This window comes from Nitrospiraceae bacterium, from assembly GCA_020632595.1.
Taxonomy (GTDB): Bacteria; Nitrospirota; Nitrospiria; order Nitrospirales; family UBA8639; genus Nitrospira_E.
The window spans coordinates 22,593-48,980 of the sequence record JACKFF010000003.1 but is presented as its reverse complement, the minus strand read 5'-3'; the positions used below and the strand labels follow the sequence as shown (position 1 = coordinate 48,980).

Sequence of the window (26,388 nt, the reverse complement as noted above, 5' to 3'; positions counted from 1 at the left end):
GGCGTTGACGACGTGTGACGAGCATCACACCAAGAATGTGATAAATATCACAGACAGGAGGACTGGAATGGAATAAATTAAACAGTAGAAAAGATCTTTGGATTGTCCTTCCATCGAAGAGGTGGGTACCCCCTGGGATTCTACGATTGGAAATTGGTGGCTCATCCCTGCATTTGTTGAATATGGCACACTCATACGGCAAGCATATGGGGCATGGCTGTCATTCAAAGGATTTTTTGTGAACATTCGGGTACTGGGAGCCCATGGGTCTGACCTGCTCTTGAGTGGACCGACCGGTCCGCATATATGTCGAAGCGTGGGGTTTTTGGTTAATGAAGAACTGATGGTGGACGCTGGAACATTAGCATCAGGACTCACCTTAGATGAGCAAAAACGAATCACGCATATCCTCCTGTCCCACTTGCATTTAGATCACGTAAAGGGCATTCCCCCACTTGTTGATAATATGACCGGACGGGTGGATCATCAAATCGTGGTAGCCAGTTTACCTTCGGTGTTAGTTGGACTTCAGCAGCATGTCTTTAACGATTTGGTCTTTCCGAATTTCTTCCATCTTCCAAAATCTCAATACGTCATGTTACGAGGCGAGAAATTAGAGCCCAAACAGGAATGCCGCTTGCCTGGAAGGCTTAGAGTAACCCCAATTCCGGTTAACCATACCGTCGAAACCACTGGATTTATTATTCAGGATGACGAGGTGGCCTGGATTTATAGTGGAGATACCTATGTAACGGATAACCTTTGGCAAGAGGCCGCCCGGATACCGAATTTAAAAGGAGTCTTCATTGAGGTATCCTTTCCCGATTCAATGAAAGACATGGCCTCTCGCAGTAAGCATCTCACGCCAACTCTTTTAGCCCAGGAATATCGAAAAATAGGAAAACCTGATTTGCCCTTATATGTCTACCATATGAAGCCTACCGTACGAGACCAAATCATTGATGACATAAGCCATCTGGACATCCCCCACGTCACCATATTGAAAGAAGGCCAGGAACTGAAATTCTAATAGTCTGGCCGACTTCGGATGAATCGGCTGCAACCGTGTCTAGGCGGTCCATATTTCGTCGCTTCCTTGGCCCATAGTCCGACTATGGACCGGCAAAATCGTCAAAATCTGGCCTCGCTTAGCCACCCTTTCGCTGTCGATTCCCAAAGTCAGACAGACTCCCAGCAATGACTTTTTTCTTTCAACTCTTTTGTTCCTCACATTCATGTTCCAATCGCCCCCCGCCTCGCCTCTCAGTCAAACGGTTGACCTGGGTTGGTCCTTCTGTTTTCAAACCGGCCACGCCTCCAACACTCCCAATTCCTGCGTGGGATCATTTGGATTTTTCATTTCCTCTCTCAGAGAAAGAATCGTAATCCCCCAGACGTATGCTGAATAATTGGTGAGGGACGATGGAGCATTCTGACTAAAAGACCATACATAAGGCTCAATGTGAGTGATCTCGGGACTTTCAAGACCAACAGTCGTCAACCAAGATCTGTATCTAAATGGATAAATTATGTATCCAAATGGATACCATCCGTGGTGCCTGAAATGACATAACTAACATTGAAATGTTTTGAAAAGGGAAATATCTGTTTCCCGCCAAGTGGTTATCTTTTCAAAAAACGGGAAGAGCATCCAACATATGGATGGTATTGAAGTTGCCTCAATGACAACTAATGCGATCAAAATCACAAAAACCATGAGCTTCAATCATATTTATGGCCCGATCTCCCAATCCATGAGGAAGGATTCTTAGTTGTGGCGAAACATATACAGAGAGCGTAGCTTGGGCTCATGTTTCTGAACACGTAATCGTTTCTTCCTAATGACTACAGGCCTCTCTGGGTTTGGTTCCTTGTTGGCGCCAAGGAATTCATGACGAAAGGAGTCGGATTCAGAGGGAGGTAGTCGGTAGAAAGTACGGACCACGGATGCTCCCTCCTCCTCACATGTCTCAGGCTTTGCAAAACTGGATTCGGCAAGTCATTGAGGCATAGGAACGTTTCGATGACCCGTTGTGCGGAACTGTGAGAGAAGGAACACGCCCATGCAACAAGAAACCGTCATCTTCAACCGGCAGATTATCCGTCTTTTCAAAGGTATTCTCAAAGCATGGGAACAATGGGTGGATGAAATCGAATATGTCAAAAGCCACAAAGGGCAGGGTGTTGAGACCAAAGACTTGGCACCACGAATTGTCAGAAAAAAAGAAGGAGATCCAAATGACAGAACCATGAACCCGTAAAGGACACTACCCTTCGTACGCTTCCCCCCCCTCGCGTCATTCGACGCCTCGTGTCGTCAAAGCCTCCGAATCCAAACAACGGGATCGTTGCTAGAAACTCTGAGAGAATGAGGAGTGAAATGCTGTATGGATAGTCTCACCCAAAATCCCCCGGTTTTCGCTTACCAGAACATCGAAAGAGGAAAACATAGCACACATTTTTTACCTACATTACACACGGGTGAAATATGACCATGAAGGCGGTCTCTGTCTGTTTCCCCTCGCTATTGTGCCTCAGCTTCTTGGCTGTCGGATTTTCCGCCTCGGTCACATCGGCTGCGGAATGCAATCCGATTGTGGCGACGGTCGTTTCCGTTCATGGCAGAGTGGAGGTGCGCCGCGTGAACATCGAGCAGTGGCAGCCGGTGAGTCTCAACGATATCTTCTGTGCCGGGGATCGCATTCGGGTAGGTGACGAAAGTCAGGCGGATATCGCCCTCGCCAATCGAGCGGTACTCCGGTTGGATCAAAACACCACCATCACTCTGGGAGGAATTCAAAAACAACAGCCAGTTGTGGTCGTCCTCATCAAAGGTGCCAGCGATGTTTCCACCTGTGCCATTCGCGCAGTAGGGGAAGGCGCCTTATTCCTCTATGCAGGTGTGGGCGGAACGGAAGGGTGGATTCCGATCGTTAACATTCAAGCGGATGTGGTCTCCAAAAATGGGGGAAGGTTTTTCCTTAGCGGGGAGCAATCGATCGTTTCACTAAAAGGACAAGTGCTGATGTAATCACACGTCGTCAAATTCGTTGATGGTCGTGATGCTGAAGATGGGATCCAATGAGGAATAGCCGGGGCTTCAATGTTCCTTCGTTATGGACTATCTGTATTGGGGGTGCCTCCTCTTGAGAAGGTCGTTGAGTGAGTCAAAGCACATTCGGGTTCATCCATCGGTAAAGGAAAACGTCAACCAGAAGAGTGAAAGGCAAGTGATCTTCAACGCGGACATAAACCAGGCATTCACCGGTTGTATGAAAATTTATAAATCATGTGGGTAGTCTGTATGGGATCGCTCACACAACTTCATGGGAGAAAGATCTGTGGAATTGGAATGCAAATCCTCCTCGTTTCAGATGTCGGTTCCGGACCGGCGTAAAGAGCCTCGCCGGATAGAGGATCGACGATTGATACAGCGTAACCGGGAATTGGAAGCGGCCCGCTGCATGACGGAAGTGCTTTTCCAGAATCTTCACACCGATGAGCTGGTTGAAAAAACACTCACCACTGCTCTGGAGGTTGTGGGAGCGGAGAGCGGATCCATTCTTCTCGCCAATCAGGATTCCGAGGAACTCGTGTTCCGTCATTCCATTGGAGCCTGTCCGGTAGAGGCCGGCACGGCGATTCCATGGGACAAGGGGATTGCCGGCGCCGTATTTCATTCGGGACAACCGGTCGTGATTCCGGATGTCAAACGGGATCACCGGCATTATGAAGCCATCGATGTGTTAACCGAACACATCACACGGGATATGATCGCACTGCCCTTGAAGCGGTGGGAAGGAAAGCCTATCGGTGTGTTGGAAGTCCTGAATAAACGCGAATCGCTTCTTGATGAAGAAGATCTGGCCATCCTGACAATTGTGTCCGCCCTTGCCGCGAACTCGATTGAGCAATCCCGTCTGTATCGGGAGGCCAAACTCGCCGTCATCGTGCGAATGTTGGGTGATGTCAGTCATGACATTAAGAATATGTTGATGCCGGTGTTATCAGGAGCCCAATTATTGGAGGATGAATTGGAGGAGCAATTTCCTTATTGGATGGACGTGAAGATGAAAGGGGCTGAGACGAGTTATGCCAATTGTCAGGAACTCACCAGGATGATTGTAAGCAATGCCAGGCGGATACAACGGCGCGTGCGGGAAATTGCCGATGTGGTCAAAGGTGTGACGAGTCCCCCCCATTTTGCCCCCTGCCGGATTTCCACTGTGGTGAGGGCCGTGTTCGCAACTCTGAAACCCTATGCGGCGGAGCAGGCGGTTTTCCTCGAAACCGACGGTCTGGACGCACTCCCTGTCATTGAAGCGGATGAACACCGTCTCTTTACCGCTTTTTACAATCTCATCAGCAATGCCATTCCGGAGCTTCCGGGGGGAGGCCTGATCACGGTTTCCGGAGAGGAGGATAATCGGGGGGAGGAGATTCTCGTCACTGTTGCGGACAATGGTCGGGGCATGTGTCCCGAAGTGCGGAATCGCCTTTTTCACGCCGAGGCTATCACCACCAAACAGGAAGGGACGGGTCTGGGGACCAAAATTGTCAAAGATGTGGTGGATGCCCATGGGGGACGCATTGATGTCGAAAGTGAACTGGGGGTGGGCACAACGTTTTATCTGCATCTTCCTGTTCACCCTCCACCACCGAAAATGTGAAAGTTGTCCCGACGGCTCGGCTTCCATGGTGAAAACTGATTGGTGTGTGCGTCTCAGAGGCCAACGATGAAGCTGGTGGGATAGGTCGATCGGAAATGCCCACAGGGAGCAGTGGGTTCTGACGGTTCTGGCGGTATCTTTAGGAATGAGATGGCCGGAATCAGAGGGGAGCCTTCGTGGCCAAACTCATAAAGGCCGCTTTATTTGGTCTGCTCATTGGCATGGTGGGAGTTGCCCTCAGTATTGTCCCACTCTCTCGCAGTGTTGAAGAAGATGTTGGCTTAGGTCTTTTGTTCCAATTGCGAGGTGTCCGGCCTCCACCGGGTGACCTCGTGATCATTGGTATTGATCATGATTCTTCAGCGCACTTTAACGTCCCTGACGATCCCGACGAATGGCCTCGCTCCCTTTATGCGCGGCTGACGGAGCGCTTGGTGCAAGCCGGAGCCAGGGTCATAATCTTTGACGTGAATTTTCTGGAAGCCCGATCGCCGGAGGAGGATGGATTGTTTGAAAACGCGATTAAAAAAGCCGGGAATGTCGTGTTGGCGGATCCGTTGATCGCCAGGAACATTTCCATGGCCATGGGGTCAGGAGCCCGGGGTGAGGCCGATAGCATCGTGGACATCTCCAAGCCATTTGTGCCCTTTAAGGAAGCGGCCGCCGGAACCGGGCCGTTTGTGCTTGTAAAAAATCCGGTTAAGTTCTCCCAGGATTGGACGTTTCAACAAGGAGCGGGTCAAGCGCCAATTTTTCCCATTCTGGCAATCCAATTGTTTTTTTCACCCGTCTATCAACAGTTTATTGAACTCCTTGAGCAGGTCCGCCCCAAACTCACCGGCCGACTTCCCAAGGATTTTGAATCGGCACGAACAAGCAAAGGGCTGGTGGAGTTGGCGCGGAATATCAGAGAACTCTTTGAGAGTGATCCGCGCCTGATGGAAGATATGCTCAAGGCCTTCAGGCATGCGGGACCCCGCCTAACCAAAGTGAAGAACTTCAAGCAGCTTGAGGCGCTGATCAAGGTTTACGGAAGCGGGCACAGCCATTATCTCAACTTCTATGGACCTCCACGGACCATTTCCACCATTCCGTATGAACAGGTCCTGGATTCCCAACCCGACGCCCCCAGGGGTGCGTTTATGAATCTGAAAGACAAAGCCGTCTTTGTGGGATTCTCAAAAAATTTTCCGGAGGAACCAAGGGATGGGTTTTATACGGTATTTTTCCAGGGGAAAGAGGTCTTTACGGGAGGCGTGGAAATAGCCGCCACGGCTTTTGCCAACATGCTGGAGGACTCTTCCGTCACACCTATGGGTCTGGGTGCCAGGATGTGGCTTCTCCTGTGTTGGGGCCTGCTTGTGGGGGTAATTTCCCGGATGGTTTCAACGGTAATGGCTTTCGGCGCAGTCCTAGTCTTAAGTCTCTTGTATCTCGGGGGAGCCGTCTATGCATTTGAGAACGTCTTTATGTGGTCTCCCCTCGTGATTCCGTTGTTGGTGCAGGGTCCATTAGCGTTCGGGAGTGCCGTTTCATGGAACTATTATCAGATTGATAAGGAGCGGAAAAAGATGCGCAAGATTTTTGGGGACTACCTGCCCAATGGTGTGGTGGATGCGCTGTCCCTGGACCTCGCCAATCTCAAGGGCGGCCCTCAAGTGGTCTATGGAACCTGTCTCTTTACCGATGTTGAAGATTACACGACCCTATCGGAAAAATTGAACCCTCAGGAACTGCGCGGTTTACTGGGGAAATACTTTAACGCGCTCTTTACGGCTGTTCGCCACAATGGTGGGCTTATTATCGATCTGAGGGGATATTCGATTCTGGCGATCTGGAAAGCGCCTCAGGATCAGTTGGGGCTGAGAAAGCAAGCGTGCTTCGCAGCCCTGGATATTGCGAAATCGATTGACCGGTTTAACCAAGAGGTGGGGTCATACCGTCTTCCCACAAGAATCGGGTTGCATTGCGGACAGTTTACCATCGGCACGGGGAGGGCCTTCGACTATGCTGAGTCCCGTCCGGCCGGAGAGGTCGTGGATACGGCTTTCCGGGTGGAAGGGTTGAATAAGTATTTGGGAACGACAATCGCCGTGACGGGCGATGTCATCCAGGGACTTGAAGCCCCCTTTCTCTGGAGAGAGCTTGGACAATTTAAGCTGAATGGCTATGAGCAATCGTGTGTCATTCACGAACTCATCAGTCGCCTGGAGGAGTCTGACCAAAACCGGATGGTCGCGAGTCGGATCTTTGCCAAAGGTCTCGGGGCATTTAGAATGCAGGATTGGAATATCGCACGGGAATTGTTCTCTCAGTGTCTTGACCTTCTCCAGGGAGATGGACCGTCGGAATTTTATCTCCAACTCTGTGAACAATACAGCAACAATCCACCTCCTGAACGATGGGATAAAGCGGTGACACTAGAAAACAATAGCCCTGGCCCATGCTGTGATGCGCTTCGTGCCAACGATCATGACTCTTCCAGATCGAATCCTTTCCCTGGGTCCAGAAATCCAATCGAAAATCCTGGCATCTGATGGCTTTATACTTGTATACGCTGACTTGGAAGAAGAACTGCAATACATTCCTCTTCAGGCTCTTGGGCCACATCGGTTAGATTGACGTCAACCGAGACCCTCCGCAGACGCAAACTCGTCCAGCACGAATCTGTTTCAAGGATCAAGGAGGAGAGTCTGCATGCTTTGGTCATACTTATTCGGACTCCGCGAGCGCAGGAGCCAGTCCGAGAAAGTTCGCCTGTCATCAGGTACACCGTCTTCTTGCGTGATCCCTTTAAAACCCAACAAGCTTTTATTCTAAAATTTTGCTACCCTTTTCTGATAATTCCCAACATATGATTCGGCCATGGTGGAAATTGGGTCAACATTGACATCATTACGGAGCCGGATGTGAATCCCTCGAGCCAACTGGAGCGCAAAGAGCGGGAACTGGAGGCTGCCCGGAAAATAAGCCAGGCGCTTTTTCAGCATCTCAGCGTGGAAGATGTGGTGGAACAAGGATTAAAGATAGCCTTGGAGATTGTGAACTGCCGAGCCGGTTCCGTGTTGTTGGCCAGTCCGGAATCGAAGGAATTGGTGTTTTACCATTCAATTGGTGACCAACCACTCAAACCCGGAACGGCATTTCCATGGACGCAAGGCATTGCGGGATCGGTTTTCGCCACGGGAGAACCTGTGGTGATTAAGGATGTAAAGGAGGATCAGCGTCACCTTGAGACAATCGATCAACTAAGCGGGTTCCACACCAGGGACCTGATTGCCATTCCTCTGAACCGATGGGAAGGACATCCGATAGGTGTCCTGGAGGTGATGAACAAGCGGGAGGACCGGTTAAATCAGGACGACGTGGCCATCTTAATGATCATCGGGGCGTTCACGGCACTGGCCATCGAGCAGGCGCGATTATTTCAGGAAGCTAAATTGGCGGAAGTGGCGCGAATCCTGGGAGACATTGGGCATGACGTGAAAAATATGTTGATGCCGGTCCTGTGTGGGACGTCACTCCTGAGAGATGAGATGAACGACGTCTTCGCGGATCTTCCAAGGTTTGATCCCGACAAAGGCCGAGTGACCCATGCATTATGCCTGGAGGTCATTGGAATGGTGGCCAATAACGCCAAACGGATTCAAGAGCGCGTGAAAGAAATTGCCGATTGTGTGAAGGGGTTGACGAGTCCTCCACGTTTTGCCCCTTGTAAACTTCACCATGTGGTCGCTTCGGTGTTTGATACCTTGAAGCTGGCGGCTCAAGAAAAAGGGATAACCCTGGTTCATGAGGGAATTCTGGAATTGCCGGTGATGCAAGCCGATGAACCCCGGCTGTTCAATGCCTTTTATAACCTTGTCAATAACGCCATTTCCGAAGTTCCCAAGGGTGGGTCCATAACCATAAAGGGACAGATGGAGGCTATGGGAAAGACAGTTCACGTGTCCGTGATTGATACCGGGCGAGGCATGCCCGCCGAAATTCGAGATACGTTATTCACGGCCAGAGCGATAAGCCGGAAACAGGGTGGAACCGGGTTGGGAACAAAAATTGTTAAGGATGTCATCGAAGCGCATTCGGGAGTCATCGGGGTCGAGAGTGAAGTGAATAGGGGCACCGTTTTTCACATTCATTTGCCCATGGAAGTGCCGACGACGTTTTCTTCGGATCACGTGTCTTCTTGAGGATTTTGAAAAACGGGTACGAGGCGTGAACAACGTTCTTCCCGTTCATGGCACGATCTCAGCCTGTACTTGCTTGGGGTGCCCAACAAAACCTGGCAGATATCTTCCTGTTTTCTTTTTCACCCTAAGGTACTTGAGTCGTTAAGGGGATTTCTGTGGGCCATTCTCCTCTTCCTTCTCCCGCCTTTCAAATCGGGCTCATGACTCTCCTGGTTTTTCTGGCTGTGATGGGGCTTCGGGGGGAAGGCTTTATGGAAAGTGCGGAACTGGAAGCCTACGATTGGTCAATGCGTCTCCGTCCGACCAACACCCAGCCGACCCCACCGATTACGCTGGTGTCGATTACGGACCAGGATATCCGGACCTTGGGGCATTGGCCGGTAACAGATGGAGTCCTTGCCCGAGCCCTGGACGTCATGATGACACACCACCCTCGAGCGATCGGAGTGGATATCTACCGGGATTTGGAAGTGCCGCCCGGTCGGCAGGAATTGGACCGGATACTTGAGGCGCATCCGGAAATTCTGATGGTCATGAAATTCGGAAAAATTGAGAAGGGGGGTATTCCCGGTCCGGCCATGTTGCAAGGCACGGATCGTACCGGATTTAACGATGTGGTCGTCGATTCCGGCGGGATCGTTCGCCGGGGTCTCTTATTCCTGGATGATGGGACCAATTTCTATCGGTCCTTTTCATTGCTGCTGGCCCTCCAATATTTACAGCATGAGAAGATCGTCCCCAAGCCGTCCGTTGAGAATTCCGACTGGCTGCGACTTGGAAAAACGGTCATTCGACCCTTCGAATCGCACGACGGGGGGTATGTGGAAGCCGATGCCCAGGGATATCAATATCTGTTAGATCTTAAACGGGGGAAGGACGTCTTTCCGACCATTTCCTTTGGAGCCATACTGGAAGGAAAATTCAATGCGGAGTTGCTTCAGGACCACATCGTGCTTGTTGGAGTTATCGCCCAGGGCGTCAAAGATTATTTTTATACCTCTCAATGCGGAACACTCACGGTATGTCCCCCAATTCCCGGACTTGAATTGCATGGATACATGGTGCACCAACTGCTCCGCTTAGCGAAGGGCGAGGGCCAGGCCCCCATCGCGACATTTTCAGATTCCCTGGAAGCCGCCTGGATCGGGTTATGGGTGCTCGGGGGCGGATTCATCGGCGTGTGGGTTCGAGGTGCCTGGCGTTTCTCTCTGGCTGTGCTCATGGGGATGCTGCTGCTAAGCGGAGTGGTGGTGGGCGGAATGATGTATGGGACGTGGATCCCGTTTATCCCGCCGGTCATTGGATTGGTCATCAACGCCATGGTGGTGACAGCCTGGCTTTCGAACCGGGAAAAGCAGGACCGGGCGCTCCTGATGTCGCTTTTTTCCCGGCATGTCTCTTCAGAAGTGGCTCAAGCTGTTTGGGAGAAGCGGGAACAATTTTTAGAAAAGGGCCGGTTGCGCCCACAAAAATTGGTGGTAACAACCTTGTTTACGGATCTTGAAGGATTTACGACTGTGGCAGAAAACATGGAACCCGACACGGTCCTGGACTGGCTCAACACCTACATGGAGCGCATGGTGAAAATCATTACCAATCATGGCGGGATGGTTGATGATTATCACGGAGACATGATCAAAGCGGATTTCGGGGTATTCCGGCTGGGACAAACGGAAGCCGACAAGCGGCAGGATGTCAACCATGCAGTCAGTTGTGCCGTGGCTCTGGAACAGGAAATGCGACATCTCAATTCTCAATGGCAGCAACAGGGGTTGCCCGCGGTGCGAATGCGTATAGGCATCCAAACGGGGCCGGTGGTCGTCGGAAGTCTGGGCAGTGAACAACGGTTGAAATTTACGACCATTGGAGACTCGGTCAATGTTGCCTCCCGGTTGGAAAGTTTTCAAAAAGACTCGCTGGAGACCTGGCCCAAAGAAGAAACCTGCCGGATTCTGATTGGAGAGACGACCAAACACTATCTCGGGAACCATCCGTGGAGACTCAAAGAAGTCGGCGTGATCAGGCTAAGGGGTAAAGCCAATGGCATTTCCGTTTACCGGCTGATCACGAAGACGGGCAGTCCGGAAACTCGTCCGGTGACTCCCATCGAACAAGCCAACGGATAGGCCCTGGGGCTGTGATTTTGGGTGGTAAGAGGATTGCCTCCTCGGGAGAATGGAGAAGGGGGGCTGGTCGGGTAGTTGCCTTCTCCATTCACACCTGGTCATAATGTGTACAGTTGATACCCTCTGCTGTCCAGCGGGGTGGGGTCAACGGAATTTTCAGGAACACCGCCATGGCGAGTCGATCCGGAAATGAAGCAACCTCTCACAAGAGAATAGATCTTCCTGAAACATTTCTGCTTCAGATCAACCAGGAGCAGGAATTACAAACCTTGTTACAACTCATTGAAAAAGAATCACGCCGGTTACTGCAGGCGGAGGGGATCAGTGTGTTCCTGCTGGACCGGAAGGAATGTGAGCTGTGGTTTCCCCTGCCTGTGAGTGGTCGGGTACTGCGCCTGGATGCTCGCTTAGGGATTGCGGGCGCCTGTGTGGCGTCCGGAGAGTTGATCAATGTCAAAGATGTGCAATCGGACTCCAGATTTTTTTCCGGCATCGATGCACAAACGAAGCGGCAGACGCAGACCCTGTTGGCGCTGCCGGTTCGGGACAGAACCGGAGACATCATCGGAGTCTTTGAAGCCGTGAATAAAAAGGGCAAAAGCTTTACCGTCCAGGATGAAATGGTGGCTCAGGCATTGGTTGATAGCATCGCCATCCCTCTTCAGAAATTCCATGTGATGGAACAATTGCGGCGGGAACGCGAACGGTTGCAACAGGAAAACGCGCATTTGTGGAAAGAGGTCGAAGGACAGTACTCCACGAAAAAGCTGATGGGTAACAGTCTGCCCATGCAGCGACTGATCAGAATCATCGATCAGGTCCGGGATAGTTCAGTGGATGTGCTTATTACCGGGGAAAACGGAACCGGGAAGGAACTGGTAGCCAAAGCCATTCATTACAATAGCCCTCGAGCCCGTCAACCGTTTGTCGCGATCAATTGTGCCGCCCTCCCCGAAACGTTAATCGAAAGTGAATTATTCGGCATCAGCAAAGGCACGGCGACGGACGTGGAGGCCAGAATAGGCAAATTTGAACAGGCGAATAAGGGCACGCTGTTTCTGGATGAAATTGGAGATCTGGGCGTAAGCGCCCAGGCCAAAGTATTACGGGTGCTGCAGGAGCGAGCCGTCGAGCCGGTGGGGAAGCGAGAGCCGGTTCCTCTCGATATCAGGATCATTGCGGCCACCAATAAAAATTTAGAGGCCGCTATTAAAGCCGGCACGTTTCGAGACGATCTTTACTACCGTCTCAAAGTCGTGCATGTGCATACGCCGGCCTTACGGGAGATCCCGGCAGATATCCCCCTGCTCGTCAATTATTTTCTGGACCTCTACAGCGCGCAGATGGATCGACCCAGAAAAAAACTGTCCGCCAAGGCCATGCAGCGATTCATGGAATATTCCTGGCCCGGAAATATCCGGCAGTTAGAGAATGAAATCAAACGATTAATGGTCATGGTTCGTGGAACGACGATACACGAGGAAGCGCTCGAAGAAGGCATCCGATGCCCTGTCCAAACGACCGGAGGCACCCTAGATCCGAAAGGCCGGAGTCTCCATCAAGCCGTCGATGAATTGGAGCAACGCATGATCAAGGAGACCTTGTTGGCCTGCCGGTTCAATCAGGTCCAAACGGCCAAACGGTTGGGCTTAAGCCGGCAGGGACTCATCAAAAAAATCAAACGTCATAATATTCAGGTCGATCACTTGCGGGATGAAGTCTACGAATCCCCCTGATGGCTCATTCCGGCCAAAATCCTTACCGAGACACAGGGCTTTTACAATCCTAACAGGCGATTTGGCAGATTTTTGGGTTTGTGGGTTTCAGGAATCTGGCGAATCATTTTCCGGTTTGAAAATGGACAGGCATATGATGTGGATTTAATTGACTACCATTAGGAGAAGAGCGATGCAAATGAAGAATCCCCCTCATCCTGGAACATCAGTTTGGGAAGATTGCATGGAACCGCTTGGCCTGTCTGTAGGAAAAGGGGCCGAGATACTCGGAGTTTCGCGGCAGTTCTTGAATAAGCTCGTGAAAGGCAAGGCAGGGATTTCCGCAGAAATGGCGATCCGTTTGGAAAAGGCGTTCGGCGGCGGGGCAGAGACGTGGTTGCGGATGCAGGCAGCCTTTGATCTTGCCCAGGCGGAAAAGCATTCAGGGAAAATTAAGGTTAAGCGTGTGCCAGAGCTAGCTGGAACCGCCCAGGGGTAACCCCCCGGTTCAATCAGGTCCAAACGGCCAAACGGTTAGGCTTAAGCCGGCAGGGACTCATCAAAAAAATCAAACGACATAACATTCAGGTCGATCACTTGCGGGATGAAGTCTACGAATCTCCCTGATCACCCAATTGCTCTTCGACATGTTCTCTTAAGATCCCATCCAGTCCCACAAGTTCACTCTTCTCTCTTTCTCTAAAAGCACATCAAAAACGAAAACCCATTCCCCTGTCTAAAGGGAGAGGCCCGCCTCAAGGGGGGGATTGAGGCGTACGTCTTCGTTCCGTTTCCTGGGAAATGAGGCCAGGAAAAAATTCATGACAACGTCCCTTTTCAGACTTTGTGCAGGTGAAGTGCCCAAGGCCATTCTCCCTCGCTGAATCACAATCATTGTGTATCCAATCAGGGCGATTATGTTGATGTTGACACCTATGGCAGAAGGTAAATAAAATGAAATGTTCAATTGAGCCGTCTGGCGTTTCAAGGTTTTCTTTTTTATGGCAAGGGGCGCATCCGGTAGTCCTGATGTTAACTGCGTATTTAGATGATAGCGGGCACAAAGATGATGCCTCTGCCCCAATATTTTCTGTTGGTGGCGTTGTCGCTCCAAAAGAGGCATGGAGTCAATTTGAAATGGAATGGGGCGAAGTCTTAAAAAGCTTTCAAGTGAAACAAGCTCACATGAAACACTTTGCGCATAAGCGAGGAGAGTTTGAGGGATGGTCGGAAGACAAGCGGAGAGCCTTTTTAGGACAACTCATGAAAATAATGGATGTATACGTGAATTTTTATGTGGGAGCGGTCTTGCCTGTTGAAGATTTCAAAAATTTACCAGCCCAAAAAAGAAATGAACTCAATGATCCCTACTTCGCATGTTTTCAAGTCAGTATTCATGGAGTTGGGATTTACGTGGAAGCTCATTTTCCTGACGAGAAAGTTGATATTGTCTTTGACCGTCGAGCGAAATCGAAAGGGTTAGGCGGTGAATTATTTGACCGATGTATCGAATGTCTGGAGGTAGGAAATCGTCTAGGAACCCTTACCTTCGGGACAAACTTGGATTTTTTACCTTTGCAGGCAGCCGATTTGGTTGCGTATGAATTGAATCACTATCGTCGGGGGAGCGGGAAAATTGCCGAATCGCGCTGGCCAATACAGGAATTAGTTCGGCAAATTAAAAATTCAGACAAGGAATGTTTTTTTGATTTCTTTGATAGCAAAACGAGACCGCTTGGGCAGTTTCTGTAGATGCAGACATCTACTTCCACTACTTCTTTTTGGCTGGCTTCTTGTTTGGAATCAGCACTTTCTCAAAAGACTTTTGTAGCACTTCTTTAAACTTACCGATGTCGGCGTGTTCGAGTGCTTTTTTGAGGTCGGCGTCTTGGACCTTGGTAGGCGGGATGGTAGCCACCCTTATATTGTAGTGAGGCAATGCTGATTCGTCTAGTAGTGGCTCGTCGTAATCAAGTCCACGAAAGCATCGGGGCTATGCCGGGCATTGTGACGGAAGGAAAACTCATTGAGGTAGAGGGGAAGGTATTGCTTGCTGACATGATGGAAACTCCCCATGATCCCACGTTTAAACAAGGACCAAAAGCTATCGAGGTTGGCAGTATGGACATGGCCACGCACATACTCACCTTTAGCATGTGACACCGATTGATGGGGATAGCCTTTTTTCTTTAATAGGCGATACCCTGAATGCTCGTCAGTGGCGACTAATGACACATCGCTAGCCACGGACTCATGAATAAACCCTTGAAGCGTAGCCGAATCAGTACGTTCGATGGCCTTGGTAATGACCATCCCCTTTCGTGAGATGGCTCCAATAACGGCCACCTTGCCAGTTCCCCCAGACACCCCAACACGTTTATTACGATGGCGATTTTTATCTTTTCCTCCTACATAGGTTTCATCCACTTCCACTTCCCCTGTCAATGGCAGCACATCGCCCTTCATGGCGGCTCTCCACCGATGGCACATATACCAAGTGGTGCGGTAATCAGAGCCGGAATCTTCCCCGAAGATCACCCGATGCAGTTGCAAGGCACTGACGCCTTTCTTGGCAACGAGCATCAAGTAGCCTACTTTGAACCATTGGATAAGAGGTATTTTGGTTCCCTGGAAAATGGTGTGAGTAAAGAGAGAGAAGCGGTAGCCGTTCTTCCCTCCACATCCGATATTCTTACAAATCCAATGAAAAGGTTTCGACGCCAGATGGTAGATGCGATCCTTCCCATGACACCGTGGGCATTGAATGCCAGATGGCCAACGCGCCGCAACCAGAAAGGCTTTGCAGGCATCTTCAGTGGGGAATTGTTTGTCAAAGGCGTCGATGGTTTTCATGATTCAGTCTCCTTGATTTAAGGAAATACTATCAGAAATAACCCTCGGTGTCAACATCAACATAATCGCCCCAATCAGATACAATGCGTATCTGATTGGATACGCATTTCACGCTGGACAAGAACAGGACTTTACCTCTTAACTTTTGATCCTCAAGAAAACTCTTATGAAAATATGAAGCTTAGTCGAGTTGAGGTGAGAATGCTGAAAGTTGGCGTTGAATGCGGCATTGCAATTGCCTTTCTTTCAAAAATTAGTTGGTTATGAAACAATTCCGCGCAGCAAACTAGGGAAATGCAATGAGGTCACGAAAAATAAATGGAGTGGTTGGATAACGAGGGGAGAATGAGCTCTTAGATAACTTTATTGCCAGGATGTAATCTTTGTAATTTTTCTGAAAGTGGTAATGTGGGCCCAAGGGAGTAAATTCTTCGCAAACAATTTTAAAAAATTCAAGGGAGTTGTTTTTTGAAAATTTTGCTGGATAAGAAAAATACATACCATTGACTATTACATTGAATTTTTTATTATCCTTTATTTCACTAGGGGCCGGATGAAGAGAATTCTCAGGGCGATAAATCTTCTGCAAGTTGCCAGCTTGATTTTTTTTGTAGGTTTGGAATCCGGAGCTGTGTCCGAGGCTCTTGGCCAACACATAACCAAACCCAAGCCCAAAAGCTTTTTAATAGAGGGGGAGTTTGTCGTACTGTTTCCAGATGAGTTACTTGAAAATCTAATAGCCATAAAGGAATTATTTAGTAGCACAGAAGATGTCATGAAAATCCAGCGAAAATTTTGGCTTGGGAAAGACCCAGGGAAAATGGTACTTCCTTCCATTGATAAGCCATCTGGTCTTTCTAATAAAAACCTATTGGATTTACAAAAGATACTTCCTTTTATTCCTACTCCCGATGAAAATAAGGCATTGGCCTTTCAAGCCCAATCACTAACTAATTTAAGAGATATTATTGACAATACCGATTTCAAAAAATTCAATTTAAAATCCCAACCCGAGATATTAAATTCAATCCTAGGGACAGTGGTTTTCAAAACAGATAAAGGGGAGACAGAAAAGACTCTGAAGGATGCTCTTATAGGGGCCATTAACGCAAAATCAAAGCCTACCATAGGGGGAGTAAAAAATTTTACTAAAGGAATGAATAAGATTATTGTCGAACAAAACGTTAGACTTGTTCTTCACTCTCACAGACAATCGCCTCCAAACGATGCTTTCTGGCTGACGGACAATCAAACTCAAATAACCGATGCAGATGGGCTAGTACAGCCGATTTCCAAATTATGGGGTTTGGAAAAAATAGGCATGGTAAAGGCATGGGAAAAACTTGAAGAGCAGGGAATATTAAATTGGTCTCAACGCGAAGCCGGAAAAATTATTGTAGCCATCATAGATTCGGGATTGATGGTGAAACATCCTGATTTGGAAAAAAACATATGGGTAAATCCAAAAAATAGCGGCAATAATCTCAACGGGTACATGAATGATACCCATGGGGTGAATATCTTAGCCTTGCCAAAATACCAATCGAGTATGGCCCATTGTGCGCGAGACCAAACAGAGGGTGACCTTGTTGATGAAAATGGACATGGAACCCAAATAGCAGGGGAAATTGCAGCAGAGGGAAATAATGATGACGTATCACGTGGGGGTAATACAGAAGCTTTACAGGCTTTAGGAGTAGTCGGCAATGGACTCGTGAAGCTGATGGGAGTGAAGATTTTTTGTCCTGAGATATCCGGACCCATCGAAATAAACGGCCCACCTAGAGAATTCGGGACGTATGATCACGCTATTGAGGCCATAGATTACGCCAGCAAGATGGGGGCTCATGTCGTTAATATCAGCTGGTCTGTTCCGCCTAACCTGCATAAAGCAGAAATTCTAAAGAAGCATATCAGAAGAGTAGAAAACGATGTCACATTTGTGGTTGCGGCGGGAAGCCCTCCTGGCGGGGGTTCTGTAAATATTGATGATGAGACAAATAAAATTTATCCGCAGGGATTTGGTTCCGAGCCGGATATTGTGAATGTGATTGTGGTGACAGCCACGACGATGGAAGATAAATTAAAAGTGGGGTCAAATTTTGGTCCCAATACCGTGGATAATGGTAGCCCCGGCGATAGTATCTTTACTACAGGTTTTCATTTTGGTAGTGGAGAAGCAACTGTTAAGCAAGCAGATGGGACCTCTTTTGCCGCTCCATTTGTAGCAGGGTGTGTGGCTCTGATTCAGGCTGTGAGGCAAGCTAAGGAAAAAGACCTTCTTCCCCCCCAAAAAATCCGAGAGATTCTAATGGAGACCGGGGACCCCAGCCCGGACCTTAGGAATCGAGTGAAGAAAAACTCTCAGGGGAAAGAAACACGTTTGAATTGTGACAATGCTCTGGCGGAAGTTATAGCTATTAGTTAGCAATGAACAGAATAGAAACAGTTCATGTAGAAGGTAATAATATGAAAAAAGATTTTCCAATTCTCTGAAGGGGTCGGATAAAAGTCACGACCCTATTGCCTCATAATTCTTTAGCTAAAAAGGAGGTAAAACATGGTGGTCCCCTATGTAGGAATTGTCAGAAAGCTTTTCCTTCTGTGCAGTCTATTTTGGGTAGTTGGGTTGACGGGTGGAATCCAGGATGCCGCGAAGGCACAACCAGGGAATGCTCCCCCTGGGTGTAAACTTGATGCAGGTGATGCAGGCCCTCCAAGTGAGACGCCTCCTTGCCAGACCGGTGTTCACAAAAAAGATCCCGCGGAGGGTACGTCGCATTGGTCGTGTCTGAGTGCTGGATCTAGTCCCAATCAGACCTGCCATTGGCTCTATGAAGATAGGTTGGGCTGTAATAACGGTGGCTCAGGCACCATGTGTGACACAGTAGCGACTGGGGGCGGACAAACGAGTTGTAAATGTGTAGCGGCTCCCTAAAATACTTTTTATGGGTTGTCCTAATTTTGAGCGTTGGTATCGCGGCGGAGGCACAGGTGCCTCCGCCTCCCATCACCTCATCGGGACTTAATACCCAGGTCAGTGCGCCGGTGAATCTTCCTGGTGGAGCGGTCCAGCATAATATCACCGGAGGCACAAGGCCAGGCGGTGGAGCAAACCTGTTTCATAGCTTTGGAGAATTCGGAGTTCCGACGAACAACATTGCCAACTTCCTGAATGATTCTGCACTTCCGACGACCAACATCCTCAGCCGTGTTACTGGCGGCAATCCCTCGAACATTTTCGGAACCATTCAGACCCAAGGCTTCGCGAATGCCAACCTGTTCCTGATGAATCCTGCCGGGATTGTGTTTGGACCCAATGCCTCCTTGAATGTGGGCGGAGCCGCTCATTTCACGACCGCAGATTATTTAAAACTCAGTGACGGAGTGCAATTCACCGCCATGCCGAGTGCGCAGGATGCGCTGTTGAGTGTGGCGCCGGTCGCGGCTTTTGGTTTTCTTGCGGCGAATCCAGCGCCTATATCCGTGGAAGGAAGCGCGTTATCGGTTTCAGACGGACAAACGCTCTCATTTGTTGGGGGAGACATTACAATTGGCAGCGGCCTGAATGCGCTGGGAGGAAAAATTGCCTTAGCCAGTGTGGGTTCTCCGGGGGAAGTATTGGCCGATACCTACGCCAGCGTACCAAACGTGAATGGGGAGTCATTCACCAAAATGGGGAAAATTTCTCTGTTGGAAGGAACACTCTTGAATGTCTCAGGCGACTCGGCGGGCACCGTCATTATTCGTGGGGGTCAGTTGATGATGACTCATGCAACCATTTCGGCGGACACGGTTGATAGTGATGGAGCCTCAACCGCCATCGACGTCGATGTTACCGGGGACCTTTCCATTTTGGCCGTAGACGGTCCTGCTCTAACTGCCAGAACGCGCGGAAAGGGTAATGCGGGAGACATTAGGCTAAAATCAGGAGGAAACATGGACTTTTCTGTGATGCCAAGTGAAGAGTTCCTGAATGAGGGGAATGGCTTGCTGCCGATTATCGATACTCAAACATTCGGACTGGGAAATGCGGGGAATATAACTATGGCCAGCCAGGGCAATATAACGGTCAAAGGGGACCTAAACTTTGATGTTTTAGCCTTTCTTGCCAGCACCGGCAACGACGGATTGAACACCGGCAATGGAGGAGATTTGTCCATTACTGCAAATAACTTTTTTAATGATTACTCTTTTTTCAGTACCGGAAGCTACTATTCGTTCTTTAGTGGCGGTGAAGGGGCTAGCAATGCCGGAAACGTTACCATCTCGGCAACTGAGAAAATTAATTTATACTTTTCGGATATCGTTACCGATTCCTTTGATTTCATCAACGATGTTGGTGGCGGTAGGTCTGGGGATGTGACGTTGAAGGCCCATGAAATCAATTTTGATCAGAGTAATATTTCGACGACAGGTTGGATTCAAAGTGGTAACGTGACCGTCAACGCAGACATTCTTACCATGTCAGACTCCCTATTTGAAACTATAAACCGGACTGTTCCGGGTGGTGCGGTTACCATAACAGGACGGGTCATTGAACTTTCGGGAAGCAGTATCGTATCCACGACAAAGGAAAATGCGGACGCCGGGGATATTACCATTACCGCGTTCGAAAGCCTTTCACTGTTGAATCCTAATCCTGGTGCACCTGACCCTAATGAGGATAAACCTAGTTCCATTGCAAGTAATTCTTTTGGGGGGCGGGGAGATGAAATTTTTGGGGCTCCAGGAGATATCCTGCTTACGACTCCCATGCTGACGGTTGATGGAGGCTCCAAAATCAACAGCTCGACCGGATCGAGCGGTACTGGGGGCAACATCTTCATCAACGCAGAGAAAATTTCCATGTCAGGCCAAACAGCTAATATTAACGTAGGCGATCTACGGAATTTTGGCGAATTCCAGTCCTCAGGGATTTTCACCAATTCGCTTGGCGGGAATTGTTCTGGGCCTTGTGGTTATGCGGGGAATGTGAACATCACGACGAATTCAATTGTACTGGGAAAAGGCGCCCAGATTAATAGCAGCACGACTACCGAAGGCAAGGGTGGTATGATCACTGTGAACGCCTCCGGAGCCATTTCCCTTTCCGGGACTTTGAAGGACGAAACGCCTGGTGGTGTGTTCAGTGGGACAACGGGGACGGATCACGGCTCAGGGCCAGGCGGGACGATTTCGTTGGCCTCAGGCCAGAACTTCACCCTCAGTGATGGAGCCACGGTCTCCGCGAGCAGCAGCGGTCCGAGCAACGCTGGGAACATCAATATTACCGGCCATGACACGATTCTGATTGACAAGGCCACCGTGACCACGGAAGCGGCTCAAGCTTCCGGCGGCAATATCACGCTCACCGCCAACGACATGATTCAACTGGTCGACAGCACCATTTCCAGCTCGGTTAAAGGTGATGAGACGACGGGCGGGGGCGATATCAATTTAGATCCGGATTTCATCATTCTCCAAAACAGTCAGATCCTGGCCAAGGCGGTGGCGGGAAAGGGGGGCAATATCGACCTGGTTGCGAGCAAGGCCGTCTTATTGGATGCGCAGAGTACGTTGGATGCCTCCTCGCAAACGGGGATCAGCGGCTCGGTGACGATTGAGTCGCCCATTCAAGTGCTGAGCGGGACGATCGCGCCTCTGCCTGATCAGTCGGTGAATGTGGCCACCCTCTATGCGGCCCGCTGTGTGGCGGGAGAGGGCGGCCACTTTAGTACCTTTGTGGATTCCAAGTCCGACAGTGTGGCGGCCACCCCCGGTACATTTTTAGCCAGCCCGTTTCTCCCCCAAGTGAGTTCATCCTCCGCGGGCGTGTCGGGTGATACCGGTACGCCCTCCGTGGATTCTGGCAAAGACCCAACTCCCTCTATCCAGTTGGCGGCTTATTCTCCTCCCGTTCTGTTCGGGCAGGGTGATGAGAATTCTTCTTTCTGTCCCTAATGTGTCGTGTGATGAGAAACTTTTTCCGCTGTACCCACCCGCTCTTCTAAAATAATTTCTTACGAAGTTCTCCGTGTCGTCCTGCCTGGCTGATCCTGTGCAACCATATTCCCTTACAGCTTGTCATTCCCATTAGGTGTGATTGCGAAGCTGGTTCATCCCCGGCACGCCGGGATTTTTCATCGGTCACTCAACTTTTGGCTTGGGCTCATTTCGGATGAATTCCCGATAACTACTGTCGGGGATGCCAGAGAGGGGGAGTCGAGGGTTGAGAAAATTATGGCCCAACGATGGGCTTTATTCTCTTGAACCTTTTGTTTCGGTCGGGACATGTTCCATGTCGAAAAGTAGGGATATCTTCGATTGAGGCACAGATCCTTCGTTTCACTCACGATGACAATGTGATAAGGGCCCAACGGAATTACAGCTTTGGCATTGAATGGCTGAATGGTGCAATCGACACTTTTCCTTGTTATTTGCCTCGATTTGATAGGAAAACCACCCATGCAACCGCCAGACCGATTACACATGTTATCGATGTTCCGATGACGATGTTTTGGTAAACCTCGTAAAGTTGCATGATAGAAACCTCTTCCGACTGAGAGAAAAGTCTCCTCAGTGTTTCCGTTTAATTGATGTGGTTACTTCTTAATAAAGCAACCATGGTGCCGTTTGGAGATAATTCCATTGTGGTGAGGATTTCATCTTTAAAATTAAGCACTTGCGAGCCAAAAATCCCCCAAAATGGGGGGCGTTCTATTCACTCGTGTTTGTCTCAGTGGTCACGGTGTTGTCACCATGTCAACGACTGTCCCCCCTTGAGGCTGCATATGTCAGCAGTTAGGTCTGACCGGTATGTGGGAACTGGCCGAGGTGACCGGGAAGGGGATCAAGGCATTAACACGGACAGAAGCGGAAGATAGATCGTTTCATCGGAACGGTAGAATCCGGATCTGGTACATGCGGGTTGATCGACGGGGTGATTTTTGAGAAAGGCGGCTTTCGACGCAAGGCCAAAAAACGTCTTGCCCAACTCGGGATCAATCTGGGAGATAAACGATTAGGGGAGTGTTCTATAAAAATAATTTCCAAGGGCATATTGAACCACAGGTTCGTTGCATAAAGAGGTCTCGGGGCGGTTCAAAAAAGTTCGTCCAGCAAGGCCGCAGTCATTTTTGCGCGCAGAACGTACTTCCAGTACGTGAGCACGGAAAAAGGACGAGAACGCCGCTGGCGGCTTTTTTCAACAGCCCCACTAGAGCCAGTTGTTGATCAGGAGGAACGGTGCCCAATAACTGGGATGTCGATAGATAGGATGGTCAAGTAGCGCTAGTTGGGCGTCACGAAGGGCCTGGGCTTTTGAGAGCGATGATTCTTTGAGCCGGACGTAAAAATCCTTGATCAGGATTGAGGATGCCTGGTCATTGATAAACCATAAGGTGGCCAAGGCGCTTCGCGCCCCTGCTTTCACGGCCACTCCGGCCAGGCCCAGTGCGGACTGCTCGTCGCCGGCTGCCGTTTCACAGGCGCTCAATGTTAAGAGATCCAGGGGGACCTTGCGGAATTGAAATAATCCGATGAGTTCTCTGAGATGATCTATGCTCAGTTTTTTGTCATACGTTAGGATGAATGAATTCTTGGGTTCCTTTGTGAATTTTCCATGTGAGGCGATATGAATGATTGTGAAGTTTTCTTCTTTCATGTCCTGTTCAAGATTGGGAATGCGGAATTCTTCGTTTAAGAGAGTCTTTCCGCCAAAGAGATCTTGAAGCTTTTTGATCTCCTGTTGCGTATGGGGGAGCGGTGAAAATCCCTGTACGCCCTCGGACAGTCCAATCGACAACAGATTGACCTGCTCCCGGTCAAGGGGGTGTGCATCGGTAAGCGTCAGCCCCGGAGTCGTCGCAATGGCATATTTTTGAATGAGAAATTTTTCTCCGTCATGGAGTGGTCCCATGGGAATGGTTCGTAATGGACCATCCGGGACGAAGACGAGGGTTTGGATCCCGAATTCACTCAGATACGGTTCAAGCGGCCGGATAAGCAGGTCGTACAGGGCCTGCGCATGGGGGAGATATTGATGGGTGGTCCGTTTTTCCAATAAGGTCCGGAACCGGTGAATTTTTTCTGTCAGGTCACGTTCTTGAACCGGAACGGTGATTTTTTTCATCGTTCCTCCAAGGCTGACCAGCAGAGCCATCCGGTCAGGGAAGAGAATGGGATAAATAATCGCCGTGGTGTTGGATACTTTATCGATGGCTTGAATTCTTCCCCTGTTCGCTTCCACGCAATCGTCTTTGAAGTAATCCTGGAGCTCTGCGGCCTTGAATGCTTCAATGGTATCCCGGGTGTGGAACAGGAGCCTTTCTTTTCTGGTGGCATCTGTCACTTCGTCAGCCTGCTGGAGTAGCAGGGCAGCGGTTTCAAAAAATAAGGCTCCCAGCGATTCTCGAAACGACGCCGGGTTCTGGGGGAGCCCGACAGACAGTTGCTGACGAATGGGTTGGAGCGTCTCGATCGCTCGCTGGTAGGCTGAAATGGCCTCGTCCGTGCGACCCAGATTTTTGAGGTGCCGGCCCGTGTTCCATTCCCAGCGATAGAGGGCTTCCGGGGCCCGGCCCTGTTGGCTCGTCCGAATCGCCAATCGAGTGAGTTGGAGGGCTTCCTCATGGCGGCCCCCTTCTTCATACAATTCTCCTAGAAATCCCCACCCATAGGATTCATTTTTCCAGTCTCCAATTTCTTTTGCGCTGCCTATGGCTTCCCGAAACGACTCAGAAGCTTGCGTGAATACCGTGGCATGCTCCTCTGTGATGTGGTGGCTGAGGTCCCTCAACCCCATTCCGATGGTGAGCAGGTTTTGAATTTTTTCGTGGGAGTCCTGAAGTGTTCGTGTTTTCTCCAGTGCTTGTTGCAGATGGATTCTCCCGTTTTGTGCGGACTGCTGCCTGATTTCCACCAGGGCGGCATTGATCATGGCTCGAATGGAGAGCGGTTGGAGATCCAGTGAATCAGCGAGAATGCTGGATTCTGTATAAGCCGCCAGGGCTTCTGTGTTGTTCCGGCGAACCGCATGGGCATTGCCCAGATCATTGAGGATGGCAGCCATGAGCGGTCGATCTTCGATTTCCCTGGAGACCTTCAGCCCCTGTTGCAGGATCTCGAGGGCCGAATCCCACTCTCCCACATTGAGATGCAAGGTTCCCAATTGGCTGAATGCCTGGGCCATCAGGCGTGGCTGGGTGGTCTCCTGTGCTGATTGAACGGCTGTGCGAAGGAGTTGTTGCGCTCGTTGGTATTGGCCCATATCGAGCAGGGCTCTCGAGAGATAAATGAGCGCTTGAATGTGATTGGGATGATCTCCGGATTTTTCATAGATCTGGGCGGCTTGAGTCCAGGACCGGGCCGCCTCTTCCAACTGGCCCTGCTGATACTGCCGGCTTCCTTCCGCCATCAAATTTTGAGGGGACAGTTCAGCCGCAACGGTACTCGTCATCCCAATCCCGCCGACTCCCAGAAGGAAGAACCAAACCCCGAGACCATACCGAGAAAAGTTGGGAAACCCGCAAGTTCGGGACACGGCCGACCCCTTCTCCGAATTCATCTATGCATTCAACAGTCGCATTCTAGGAATTGTCATCAATAAGGTCAAAGCGAGGGTTTCTGATACGGATGGCTTTGAGGGATTTCGTGGTTTTGGAGGAGGAAAGGGGTTTTAACTATGAAGGCCTTCGGTCGTCAGCTTGTCAGAGTGGATTCCTTTCTCTTGAAATTGTTCTCAAAGTAGACACACAATACACGATGTAGACAGGTGAGATAGCCAGACGCCGAAACAGGGAAAGGTCATGTGAGAGAGGGTATTCATGAAATCGTTTGCAATAGCATAGGGTTCGAAGCCATTGTCTTCCAATGAGGAAAATTTGGCTTGTGGAACGCAGCTTGCTTTTTATAGCTGTATTCATGAGTACGAGCAGAACTGAGAACGTCTCACGTGAAAATGTAATGGAATTGCAGTCTGGACCAAGAAAGGAGGACCATAATGAGCCGGATGGTGACACGATTCAGGTGGGTGGCTGTCATAGGCGTGACCCTTGGCCTTAGTGTTCAGGCCATGGGAGGAGCGGAATTCCCTGATCAGGTAAGCCGCACCCATAAGAAGGATGTCTCCTCTGTAGCCAATGAACCAGGGTTTTTGGAGGAGACACTCCCTTCTGTTGATCGGCAGATTGTACAAGCATCGGATGATAAGAAGGCGGCTTCATCCCGGAAGGAAGCGTTGTACCAACCTCCACAACGAGGGGCTCCGGGAGGACGGGTTGGTGGAGGCACCAGAGGTCCTATGACCGATCTTCCGTTACTGTGGGCCCTGGCTCCAGATCACGTAGGATTGTCGAGTGGGGTGCAGCCACGATTGGTGTGGTATTTATCAAAGCCGACAACCTACCCTGTGGAATTTACCCTTATCGAGGAATCGGGGGTGACGCCGATTATTGAGAAGCGGCTTTCCTCTCCCACTGAATCCGGGATGCACATCATTCATGTGGCGGATTACGATCTGAAGCTGGAGAAAGGGAAAACCTATCAATGGTTTGTATCTCTGGTGTCTGATCCCGAGCATCGATCAGCAGATATTATCGGCGGAGGCATTATTGAGGTGGGTGATGTTCCGGCCTCGCTGACAGAAGAATTGAAGAACGCCAATCCGGTTGAAGCGACGAGGTTATGGGGCCAAGCCGGATTTTGGTATGACGCCATAGGCGTGATTTCCACCAATATTCAATCTCATCCTTCAGATGCCGAGATGCATAATGTGCGGGCGTTGTTGCTTGAAGAGGTTGATTTGGATACGCCGGCGCAGGTAGACCGCCAGCATGGATTATGACTGCGGCTG

General features: G+C 49.9%; 15 protein-coding genes and 1 pseudogene. 14 read left to right on the top strand and 2 right to left on the bottom strand.

Annotated features, from left to right (window positions below):
- The first annotated feature begins 97 nt into the window (after positions 1 to 97).
- From H6750_07665 to H6750_07615, 11 genes and pseudogenes are all read left to right on the top strand, one after another.
- Positions 98 to 1,030 (top strand): 3',5'-cyclic-nucleotide phosphodiesterase, encoded by a 933-nt coding sequence (locus H6750_07665; GenBank protein ID MCB9774190.1) that lies wholly within the window; start codon positions 98 to 100, stop codon positions 1,028 to 1,030.
- Between the two features lie 1,033 nt (positions 1,031 to 2,063).
- Entirely contained in the window at positions 2,064 to 2,261 is a 198-nt protein-coding gene (locus tag H6750_07660) for a hypothetical protein (protein ID MCB9774189.1), read from the top strand.
- 233 nt (positions 2,262 to 2,494) lie between these two features.
- A complete protein-coding gene (locus tag H6750_07655; protein ID MCB9774188.1) occupies positions 2,495 to 3,031 on the top strand; it encodes a hypothetical protein in 537 nt (178 codons plus the stop codon).
- Between the two features lie 310 nt (positions 3,032 to 3,341).
- Positions 3,342 to 4,670: a GAF domain-containing sensor histidine kinase gene (locus tag H6750_07650; protein ID MCB9774187.1), complete on the top strand. Its 1,329-nt coding sequence runs from the start codon at positions 3,342 to 3,344 to the stop codon at positions 4,668 to 4,670.
- 176 nt (positions 4,671 to 4,846) lie between these two features.
- Entirely contained in the window at positions 4,847 to 7,207 is a 2,361-nt protein-coding gene (locus H6750_07645; protein MCB9774186.1) for a CHASE2 domain-containing protein, read from the top strand.
- A gap of 372 nt (positions 7,208 to 7,579) precedes the next feature.
- Positions 7,580 to 8,860 carry a GAF domain-containing protein gene (locus tag H6750_07640; protein MCB9774185.1) on the top strand — a complete coding sequence of 427 codons (1,281 nt, stop codon included), beginning with the start codon at positions 7,580 to 7,582 and terminating at the stop codon, positions 8,858 to 8,860.
- 155 nt (positions 8,861 to 9,015) lie between these two features.
- Positions 9,016 to 10,986, top strand: coding sequence for an adenylate/guanylate cyclase domain-containing protein (locus tag H6750_07635; GenBank protein ID MCB9774184.1), 1,971 nt, complete (start codon positions 9,016 to 9,018; stop codon positions 10,984 to 10,986).
- A 170-nt stretch (positions 10,987 to 11,156) separates the two neighbouring features.
- Positions 11,157 to 12,722, top strand: coding sequence for a sigma-54-dependent Fis family transcriptional regulator (locus H6750_07630; protein ID MCB9774183.1), 1,566 nt, complete (start codon positions 11,157 to 11,159; stop codon positions 12,720 to 12,722).
- 172 nt (positions 12,723 to 12,894) lie between these two features.
- Complete coding sequence (locus H6750_07625; protein ID MCB9774182.1) at positions 12,895 to 13,200, top strand: HigA family addiction module antidote protein; 306 nt, start codon at positions 12,895 to 12,897, stop codon at positions 13,198 to 13,200.
- Between the two features lie 5 nt (positions 13,201 to 13,205).
- Positions 13,206 to 13,328: pseudogene (locus H6750_07620) on the top strand (hypothetical protein).
- Between the two features lie 327 nt (positions 13,329 to 13,655).
- Positions 13,656 to 14,453: a DUF3800 domain-containing protein gene (locus tag H6750_07615; protein MCB9774181.1), complete on the top strand. Its 798-nt coding sequence runs from the start codon at positions 13,656 to 13,658 to the stop codon at positions 14,451 to 14,453.
- Positions 14,454 to 14,651: 198 nt separating this feature from the next.
- Here the strand turns inward: H6750_07615 and H6750_07610 are convergent, their stop codons facing one another.
- Entirely contained in the window at positions 14,652 to 15,554 is a 903-nt protein-coding gene (locus tag H6750_07610; protein MCB9774180.1) for an IS1595 family transposase, read from the bottom strand.
- A 553-nt stretch (positions 15,555 to 16,107) separates the two neighbouring features.
- On the opposite strand from H6750_07610, the gene H6750_07605 reads away from it, so the two are divergent.
- Together H6750_07605 and H6750_07600 are read left to right on the top strand one after the other, a co-directional pair.
- A complete protein-coding gene (locus H6750_07605) occupies positions 16,108 to 17,982 on the top strand; it encodes a S8 family serine peptidase (protein MCB9774179.1) in 1,875 nt (624 codons plus the stop codon).
- A 536-nt stretch (positions 17,983 to 18,518) separates the two neighbouring features.
- Complete coding sequence (locus H6750_07600) at positions 18,519 to 21,497, top strand: filamentous hemagglutinin N-terminal domain-containing protein (protein MCB9774178.1); 2,979 nt, start codon at positions 18,519 to 18,521, stop codon at positions 21,495 to 21,497.
- Between the two features lie 1,255 nt (positions 21,498 to 22,752).
- On the opposite strand, the gene H6750_07595 is transcribed toward H6750_07600, so the two are convergent.
- Positions 22,753 to 24,993 carry a CHAT domain-containing protein gene (locus H6750_07595; GenBank protein ID MCB9774177.1) on the bottom strand — a complete coding sequence of 747 codons (2,241 nt, stop codon included), beginning with the start codon at positions 24,991 to 24,993 and terminating at the stop codon, positions 22,753 to 22,755.
- A 543-nt stretch (positions 24,994 to 25,536) separates the two neighbouring features.
- Here H6750_07595 and H6750_07590 point away from each other — a divergent pair.
- Positions 25,537 to 26,379 carry a DUF928 domain-containing protein gene (locus H6750_07590; GenBank protein MCB9774176.1) on the top strand — a complete coding sequence of 281 codons (843 nt, stop codon included), beginning with the start codon at positions 25,537 to 25,539 and terminating at the stop codon, positions 26,377 to 26,379.
- The last annotated feature ends 9 nt before the right edge of the window (positions 26,380 to 26,388 follow it).

Coding starts and splice junctions, on each gene's coding strand:
- H6750_07605 (MCB9774179.1), top strand. CDS start 16,108: ATGAAGAGAATTCTCAGGGCGATAAATCTTCTGCAAGTTGCCAGCTTG.
- H6750_07625 (MCB9774182.1), top strand. CDS start 12,895: ATGCAAATGAAGAATCCCCCTCATCCTGGAACATCAGTTTGGGAAGAT.
- H6750_07595 (MCB9774177.1), bottom strand. CDS start 24,993: ATGACGAGTACCGTTGCGGCTGAACTGTCCCCTCAAAATTTGATGGCG.
- H6750_07655 (MCB9774188.1), top strand. CDS start 2,495: ATGAAGGCGGTCTCTGTCTGTTTCCCCTCGCTATTGTGCCTCAGCTTC.
- H6750_07615 (MCB9774181.1), top strand. CDS start 13,656: ATGAAATGTTCAATTGAGCCGTCTGGCGTTTCAAGGTTTTCTTTTTTA.
- H6750_07630 (MCB9774183.1), top strand. CDS start 11,157: ATGGCGAGTCGATCCGGAAATGAAGCAACCTCTCACAAGAGAATAGAT.
- H6750_07660 (MCB9774189.1), top strand. CDS start 2,064: ATGCAACAAGAAACCGTCATCTTCAACCGGCAGATTATCCGTCTTTTC.
- H6750_07610 (MCB9774180.1), bottom strand. CDS start 15,554: ATGAAAACCATCGACGCCTTTGACAAACAATTCCCCACTGAAGATGCC.
- H6750_07590 (MCB9774176.1), top strand. CDS start 25,537: ATGAGCCGGATGGTGACACGATTCAGGTGGGTGGCTGTCATAGGCGTG.